This window comes from Serratia microhaemolytica, assembly GCF_004011885.1.
Taxonomy (GTDB): domain Bacteria; phylum Pseudomonadota; class Gammaproteobacteria; order Enterobacterales; family Enterobacteriaceae; genus Serratia_G; species Serratia_G microhaemolytica.
The window spans coordinates 1-8,007 of sequence record NZ_SBEF01000060.1; the positions used below are offsets into that span (position 1 = coordinate 1).

An 8,007-nucleotide genomic window follows, 5' to 3' on the forward strand; every position below is an offset into this window, starting at 1 on the left:
TGCCAGCGGAAAAAACCCGCACCACGCTACGCACCCAAACCCACAAAGGCGAAGGCTTCAACGAACTGCGCTTTGAGGATGCCAAAGGCTTGGAAGAGGTTTATGTCCATGCGCAAAAGGATATGAATCTGGAGGTGTTAAATAACCAGCAGACACGTATCGATCACGACCGGAGCGCCAGCATCGGCCATGACGATGCCCTGGTGGTCGCCAACGATCGCAAAGTGACGGTCGAAGGTAACCAAGATCACAAAACCGGCGGCAACCTGGTGGCGTTAACCGAGGGTAACAGTGAGTTAAAAATCAGTGGTGACTGGCTGCAACAGGTGGTGGGCTATGCTGGGTTAAAAATCAACCGTGAACTGGTGATCGACAGTGATGTCAAGATCACCTTGCGCTCGGGCGGCAGCTTTATCACCGTACAAAACGGCAGCATTGAGTTGAATGCGCCTGTAGTGAATGTCAATAAAGGCGGCAGCCCGGGCACACTGGCGCTCCCCAACAGTCCGAAAGTATTGGCCGCCGCCGCCGCTCAAGGTGCGCCTTTTGTTGCGCACTGCCCAGAAAAACGCCTTGAGGATACGCCATCATGACACTGATCACTTATGCATTGATTGATGGCGCAGCAGAAAAAGAGACGCTGGCAATGCTGGAGCAGCTAGATCCGCCTGCCTGCTGTCTCTACCTTGAACCGCTGGATGCCCAATTGGCAGAGGTCGCACCTTATCTGGTACAAGTGACCGCAGAGGTGCAACAGTGGCTCCAAGGCCGCAACAGCGATTGGGGTTACCGGTTGCTGAGTGAAGCCAATTTAAAAACACTGCGTCAGCATTTACGTAAATATTTGCAGGTGCAGTTACCGCAACAGCCGAAGCCAGTTTTTTTCCGTTTTTATGATCCGCGCAATATTGAGCTATTGTGCGACACACTGTCCGATTGGCAGTTGCACCACTTCCTCGGCCCCATCCAGGCCCTAATCACTGTGCATGGAGGGGTAGAAAAATCGCTCGATTTTGCCAAACGACGAGCGGCTTTCCCGCGCGATGCCACGACACGGCAGAAAATGCTCAGCCTAGATAGCAGACAGTTGGAACAGATCACCCTGGCTGTTGAACAACGTTACATTGCCAAACTCGCCACCCAGATGCAGGCGATTCCTGGCAGACATCCGTCAGCACAACGGGTTCACTTTGCTAACGAACTGTTTTACTACCTGCAATCTATGGAGATCACGGATGACCGTGTGATCAGCGGCTTAGCCTACCTTTTTGTTAGCCGGGGCTATACCTGCCTGGATGACATCCCCACGGCGATGAAAACACGCCTGGAAGACTACCACAACCCCGGTTTACTCAACGCCGAATTACTGCTGATTGATGAACTGGGTGCCATCCCCCTTTTAACCACAGGAGAAGTCTAATGGCCGCAGGAAAACCGGTTTGTGACTGTGATCTGCCCAACACCTGTTTGTGCAAGGTCGATGTCAAAAGCAATATTAAAGACGCACCCACTTACAGTTGCTACCCCAACCACCCACTGCCAACTATTTTTGCCCATGATAGCGATTGCAACGGTGCCAAGGTCAACGTGACGATGATCAGCAAAGGGTGTATTGGCGGGTATGATGAGGTGTGCCCCAGTGTCCGAGTGTTTGATGTCGAAGAGGGCACGACGATTGGTTCGTCAAGAGACGGCACTTATTTATTGCGTTATGCGCAGTTCGAAGGGGAGTGGAAAGGTTCAGCCAAGGCAAACCCCGCCAATATCGTCGCGCTGTTGATGATGGCTATTATGCCGGATGTAAAAAAACTCCAGCCCCACTACTACCGCATACAAATGCGTGAGTGCGGTGGACAACCCCCGGTCGAAACCACCGGATATGCGGCTGAAGGCGCGGGGCGCCACCTGCTCAGTGATAGCCTGATCGCCGTTTACCCGCGTTACAAAGCCACCCTCACCGGCAAAGTTGAAATCAGCTCACAAGGTGAACAGCAGTACAGCGATGCTGAACGTCATGCGTTGTTTTACAAAGCATCACCGAATAATTACGAGGAATATGGCTGGAAAAAATACACACATAAATACGGCGTTGCCAGCGCCTTAACCTTCAACGGCAGTTTGTCCGGGGCTTGGGGCGGTATGACGCTTGATGCCAATAGCGATAAACTCAAAAAAGAGTTTGTGCGCTACAAAAAGCAGTTCACCCTGCTGGATACGGCCGAGCAGACCTTAAACATCGTGGGCAAGCTGTTCACCAGTGGCACCAGCCGCTACCCTTACCCCATTTTCAGTTGTGAATTTATCTCACCCTGTGTGGCGGTTAAAGCCGAAACAGAATTAGACTTCTCCAAAAAAGAGCAGCAACCTTATCTTAAAGGCAGTGTCTCTCTTGGTTTTGAACCCCTGATTGGTGTTAAATTTACCATTGATCTGATCCAGGCGTTTGCCATGGCCTATGGTATTGATCGTTTTGTGGCTGAAATGCGCGCTGCCTTAGCCGCCGGAGAAGAAACAATCCAAAAGGGCGGCAATGGCGCCTATTTTGGTGCTGAGCTGAAATTAGTGGTGGAAGGGAAACTGGATGTTAAACTCGCCTTTAGCCTGAATGAAGAGCGAAAGATCAGCTACGAAGTGGATGATACCCTGGAAGGCACCCTGGCCATCAGCGCGGGCGGCAATCTGCGCACCGGCGCCAAAATCGGGTTTGTAAACGGGTATTTCGCCATGGGTGGTCAAGCCACCGCCACCGGCTGCTTTGGCCTGCTGACAAAGCCAGAAGCAGTCTACCTGGTGTTTTACCATAAAGGCGTTGAGGTATCGTATTGGTGGGATTGGGGATATGGGGAAGGTGCGAAGCTAGAGGAAAAGAAAGAAAAAAGTGTTGAAAAAAACCCAAAAGGAGTGATAACTGGTCGCACTACCAGCCAAATAGTGGCACCGCAAGCGGCGAAAACCCCGGAGGAAGCGAAACTATTAAGAAAGTGGCTGATACTGGCACCGGTTAAAAAAGAGCAGTCCCGTTGGCGGATTGCGCTCAGTGGGCAAGGCAAAGAGCTAGAGCCAGATAATCGTAGCCTTGAGGAAGATCTAAAACCCTTTATCGAGAATGGGTGGTTGGTGTGAGCTGGCGTGTCATAAGATGTCAGTACCATTTAGTGAATCAATATGCTTGCTATATCAGCAGTAAGAACAATACCTGCCCCGATGAACGGGGCACAACCTGGAGCGAGTCACCATATGAAAAAAAGCGGGGTTTTATTATGTTGGTTAGGTCTGGTTTCCACCACTGCATTAGGAGCAACAACAATGCCACCGGTTAAATATCTGCTTTCCTTTACTAATTATAACTCTGTCTGCCTAGCCTATATCAACGGGGTAAGGGCGTTTGATAATTTTGACAAGAAGGGACCGCTTACTGCTGGCTCAAATGTTACCCCCTATCTGCAAAACGGTAAAAATAACCTTTCTATACTGGTAGGTGGTTTAGATATTTTTGATGATGATGAGACCTATCCAGCAGATGCCAAATGTGAACTGCGTATCACTGCCGCCACGCCACAGGATGAGCAGGAAATTACCAAACTGGTGGCCACATCCAATGATAAACTGCGGCCCACCGGCATCACTTCGCCAGATTATCATGGTCAGCAGGGGCAATTGCCGATACGTGAAGGTCAAGAAGAAGAGATTATTCTTTACCGTATCACGCGTGATATCACCATCAACGGTATCCCCGAATGGGCGTGGACAAAAGCCGAACCATTCCAGCCCACCCCGGAAAATATGGCTAAATTACAACAAGCCTATCTGACGTTACAGCGCTTGATGCTGAATCATGATGCTGCCGGTATTCAGCAGATGGCGCACCTCTCCTTTAGTGAAAAAGAGGCGGCGGAAGGGCTGCCAGCAGGCAGTTGGTATGAGTCACTACTGGGAGATGAAGTTCCAAACATGGCTTCCGCTAAATCAATTAACTGGCAGGACTATAAACTGATCAATGCCAGTAATGGTCGCTTGGTCAAATTAGATAGTCATGGAAACTCACCACTGAGATTTTATGATAAAAATGGCAAGTTTGTTTTTGGCTACGCCCCCTACTTCTCATTAATCAATGGCAAGATTGTGTTAACCCGCTAATGCGGCAACCTCGGGCGGGTGTCACTCACCGCCCTGCCCTAGGGGGATAACATCAGGACGATATGATGAAAAAATGCACGGCATTATTCGCTAGCCTAAGTCTGTTGCTTTCCACCACTGTATTAGGAGCAACAACAATGCCACCGGTTAAATATCTACTTTCCTTTACCAGTTATAATTCTGTCTGTTTCACCTATGTCAATGGGCTCACAGCTTTCGATAATTTTGATATGAAAGGGCCTATCAGCGCAGGTATGAATATCACCCCCTATCTGCAAAATGGCAAAAATAGCCTTTCAATAGAGGTGATAGGATTAGCTGCTCTGCAAGGTGATGAGGATTATCCAGCAGATGCCAAATGTGAACTGCGTATCACTGCCGCCACGCCACAGGATGAGCAGGAAATTACCAAACTGGTGACCACAGCCAATGATAAACTGCGACCCACTGGTCTCACTTCGCCAGATTATCATGGTCAGCAAGGGCAGTTGCCAGTACGTGAAGGGATAAAAGCAGAATCCATGCTCTATCTTATTACACGTGATATCACCATCAACGGTATCCCCGAATGGGCGTGGACAAAAGCTGAACCATTCCAGCCCACAGCTGAGAATATGGCGAAACTGCAGCAGGCTTATCTGGTGTTACAACGCCTGATGCTTAACCATGATGCGGCCGGTATTCAGCAGATGGCGCATTTCTCCTTTAGTGAAAAAGAGGCGGCGGAAGGGCTGCCAGCAGGCAGTTGGTATGAGTCACTGTTCGAGGAACGATTACCCAAAATAGCTTCTGCCAGTCCGATTCACTGGGAGGAGTATGAACTGATTAGCACCAATAATGGACGTTTAGTTAAATTAGACAAGAGTGGAAAGTCACCTTTAAGGTTGGTAGATAAAGAGGGCAAATATGTTTCTGGCTATGCCCCCTACTTCTCATTGATCAATGGCAAGATAGTGTTAACCCGCTAATGCGGCAACCTCGGGCAGGCGTCACTCACCGCCCTGCCCGAGGAGGATAACATCAGGAAGATATGATGAAAAAATGCACGGCATTATTCGCTGGCCTAAGTCTGTTGCTTTCCACCACTGTATTAGGAGCAACAACAATGCCACCGGTTAAATATCTGCTTTCCTTTAGCAGTTATAACTCTATCTGTCTGGTCTATGTAAATGGAGCGATGATATTTGATAATTTTGACATAAAGGGACCTATCGGAGCAGGTATGAATATCACTCCCTATCTGCAAAACGGTAAAAATAATCTTGCAATAGAAACTGTAGGGCTAGCGGCACTAGAGGGCGATGAAAGCTACCCGGCAGATGCCAAATGTGAATTAAGATTGACAGCCGCCACGCCACAGGATGAGCGGGAAATTACCAAACTGGTGGCCACGGCCAATGATAAACTGCGGCCAACCGGTGTCCACTCGCCCGATTATCGAGGTCATAAGGGGCAGTTGCCGGTACATGAAGGGGAAGATGAAGAAACCGTCTTGTATCGCATCAAGCGTGATATCACCATTAACGGTATCCCCGAATGGGCCTGGACAAAGGCCGAACCGTTCCAGCCCACCCCGGAGAATATGGCTAAATTACAGCAGGCCTACCTGACACTACAGCGTCTCATGCTGAATCATGATGCTGCCGGTATTCAGCAGATGGCACACCTCTCTTTTAGTGAAAAAGAGGCGGCGGAAGGATTAAAAGCGGGCAGTTGGTTCGATTCCCTGTTGGGAGAGAGCCTTCCTCATATGATATCCGCCGAACCAATTCACTGGGAGGAGTATAAGTTGATTAGCACCAATAATGACCGTTTAGTCAAATTAGAGAGCAGAGGCAACTCACCACTAGGCTTTCTGAATAAAGAGGGAAAATATATTTTTGGCTATGCCCCCTACTTCTCATTAATCAATGGCAAGATAGTGTTAACCCGCTAATGCAGCAACCTCGGGCAGGTGTCGCTCACCGCCCTGCCCGAGGAGGATAACATCAGGAAGATATGATGAAAAAATACACGGTATTATTCGCTGGCCTAAGTCTGTTGGTTTCCACCACTGCATTAGGAGCAACAACAATGCCACCGGTTAAATATCTGCTTTCATTTACTGCTTACAATTCCACCTGCTTCGCATATATGAATGAGGTGAAAACTTTTGGTAATACCGCTCAGAAAGGACCTATCACTTCCGGGGTAAATATTACCCCCTACCTAGAAAATGGCAAAAATAGTTTGGTTCTCAAGGTGACAGGGTTAGCGGCATTAGATGGTGATGAGACCTACCCAGCGGACGCCAAATGTGAGCTAAGATTGACTGCCGCCACGCCACAGGATGAGCGGGAAATTACCAAGTTGGTCGCCACGTCCAATGATAAACTGCGTCCAACCGGTCTCCGCTCGCCCGATTATCGGGGGCTGCAGGGACAATTTCCTGTGCATGAGGGAGAAGAAGAAGAGACCATTCTCTATCGTATTACGCGTGATATCACCATTAACGGTATCCCTGAATGGGCCTGGACAAAAGCCGAACCATTCCAGCCCACGCCGGAGAATATGGCTAAATTGCAGCAAGCCTATCTGACGTTACAGCGCCTGATGCTGAATCATGATGCGGCCGGTATTCAGCAGATGGCGCATTTCTCCTTCAGTGAAAAAGAGGCGGCGGAAGGGCTGCCAGCAGGCAGTTGGTTCGACTCCTTGTTGGCCGATGACCTACCTAATATAGCTACAGCCAAACCGATTAACTGGGAAGAGTATGAGCTAATCAGTATTAATAATGGTCGTTTGGTAAAATTAGAGCGGCGTGGATACTCTCCTTTGCAATTTTTAGATAAAGATGGAGCGTTTATCCCGGCTTACGCCCCCTACTTCTCATTAATCCATGGCAAGATAGTGTTAACCCGCTAATGCGGCAACCTCGGGCAGGCGTCACTCACCGCCCTGCCCGAGGAGGATAACATCCAGGGCAACCACATGATTGCATTAATTTTAACCAGCCAGGTCGTTATGTAGTCATATGTAACCTGTTTAGAACCATAGCCGTTCGTTTAATGTTCTAAGTTGGTTTGTTTAGCGTAATAGCACGGCGAACTCACGATGAACATAACGGCATGTTCTTGCCAGAAAAATAATTGGAATGTGAGTTCGCCGTGCTATTACCGAACAACGCAGTGAACTGACACTACAGTTTCACTACCACGGTAAAGAAACCCCCTGGCAGCCGGAACGCATCGCGCTCTACCTCAGTGCGGATCCTACCGTGGACGCCACGCTGCAACTCTGGCTGGAACAGGCACTACGCCACATGTGGCTGCAGATTGACGATCAACTGCTGCCGGTGCCGCCGTCGGTGCTGGCATTACCCTCGTTCAGCGCAGAAAACCGAGTGGTGCCGAGCGAACCCAGCGAACACTGGCCGCTGCAACAACTGGTGGAACAGCTAGTGATGCCGAGCGCACACGCCTTCGTCGAACTCGATCTGCGCCGTGCGGTATCGTCACTGCCGACACAGTTCGCGCTCACGCTGGTATTTACCGGGGTGCTGCCGCTCAGCCAGGAACAACTGGCTGACACCTTCCTGACACACTGTGTACCGATGCTCAATCTGCAACCGCTCAAACAGAAAAAACGCGCGTTTATCCCTGGGCAACACCAATACCCGCTGTCACTGCCGGATAACGCGATGCTGTTTCAACTGCACAGCGTCTACAGCCGTGGCAAATCCGATCGCGCGATGCAAAACCGCGTGTCAACGATCACCGAAAAGTGATCCACTTTTAGGGTAAATTCGATCAATCAAAATTGATCCACTACTTTACTCAGATATCACTCCTGAGCGTCGTTTGTCCTTCAATCGATAACTGTCACCACTCA

The 8,007-nt window shown here is 49.5% G+C and carries 8 protein-coding genes; all 8 read left to right on the forward strand.

The window, feature by feature from the left end; genetic code table 11:
* Positions 1 to 593, forward strand: a 593-nt coding sequence (locus tag EOJ37_RS14525) for a bacteriophage T4 gp5 trimerisation domain-containing protein (protein ID WP_420820639.1), incomplete at its 5' end; no start/stop codon positions are given.
* Positions 590 to 1,420 (forward strand): DUF4123 domain-containing protein, encoded by an 831-nt coding sequence (locus tag EOJ37_RS13315; protein WP_127960387.1) that lies wholly within the window; start codon positions 590 to 592, stop codon positions 1,418 to 1,420. The genes EOJ37_RS14525 and EOJ37_RS13315, both read left to right, overlap by 4 nt.
* On the forward strand, positions 1,420 to 3,123 hold the full coding sequence (locus tag EOJ37_RS13320; RefSeq protein WP_127960388.1) for a hypothetical protein: 1,704 nt from the start codon (positions 1,420 to 1,422) through the stop codon (positions 3,121 to 3,123). Before EOJ37_RS13315 ends, EOJ37_RS13320 begins: the two co-directional genes overlap by 1 nt.
* A gap of 183 nt (positions 3,124 to 3,306) precedes the next feature.
* On the forward strand, positions 3,307 to 4,137 hold the full coding sequence (locus EOJ37_RS13325) for a hypothetical protein (RefSeq protein WP_127960389.1): 831 nt from the start codon (positions 3,307 to 3,309) through the stop codon (positions 4,135 to 4,137).
* Between the two features lie 137 nt (positions 4,138 to 4,274).
* Complete coding sequence (locus EOJ37_RS13330) at positions 4,275 to 5,105, forward strand: hypothetical protein (protein ID WP_127960390.1); 831 nt, start codon at positions 4,275 to 4,277, stop codon at positions 5,103 to 5,105.
* A 254-nt stretch (positions 5,106 to 5,359) separates the two neighbouring features.
* Complete coding sequence (locus tag EOJ37_RS13335) at positions 5,360 to 6,073, forward strand: hypothetical protein (protein ID WP_127960391.1); 714 nt, start codon at positions 5,360 to 5,362, stop codon at positions 6,071 to 6,073.
* Positions 6,074 to 6,135: 62 nt separating this feature from the next.
* Positions 6,136 to 7,041, forward strand: a complete 906-nt coding sequence (locus tag EOJ37_RS13340; protein ID WP_127960392.1) for a hypothetical protein — start codon at positions 6,136 to 6,138, stop codon at positions 7,039 to 7,041.
* Between the two features lie 268 nt (positions 7,042 to 7,309).
* Positions 7,310 to 7,903 (forward strand): type VI secretion system baseplate subunit TssF, encoded by a 594-nt coding sequence (locus tag EOJ37_RS13345; protein WP_240651721.1) that lies wholly within the window; start codon positions 7,310 to 7,312, stop codon positions 7,901 to 7,903.
* The last annotated feature ends 104 nt before the right edge of the window (positions 7,904 to 8,007 follow it).

What these genes read in the sequence shown, in the direction of transcription:
- EOJ37_RS13340 (WP_127960392.1), top strand. Translation starts at nt 6,136, where the DNA reads ATGATGAAAAAATACACGGTATTATTCGCTGGCCTAAGTCTGTTGGTT.
- EOJ37_RS13330 (WP_127960390.1), top strand. Translation starts at nt 4,275, where the DNA reads ATGCCACCGGTTAAATATCTACTTTCCTTTACCAGTTATAATTCTGTC.
- EOJ37_RS13320 (WP_127960388.1), top strand. Translation starts at nt 1,420, where the DNA reads ATGGCCGCAGGAAAACCGGTTTGTGACTGTGATCTGCCCAACACCTGT.
- EOJ37_RS13325 (WP_127960389.1), top strand. Translation starts at nt 3,307, where the DNA reads ATGCCACCGGTTAAATATCTGCTTTCCTTTACTAATTATAACTCTGTC.
- EOJ37_RS13315 (WP_127960387.1), top strand. Translation starts at nt 590, where the DNA reads ATGACACTGATCACTTATGCATTGATTGATGGCGCAGCAGAAAAAGAG.
- EOJ37_RS13335 (WP_127960391.1), top strand. Translation starts at nt 5,360, where the DNA reads ATGAATATCACTCCCTATCTGCAAAACGGTAAAAATAATCTTGCAATA.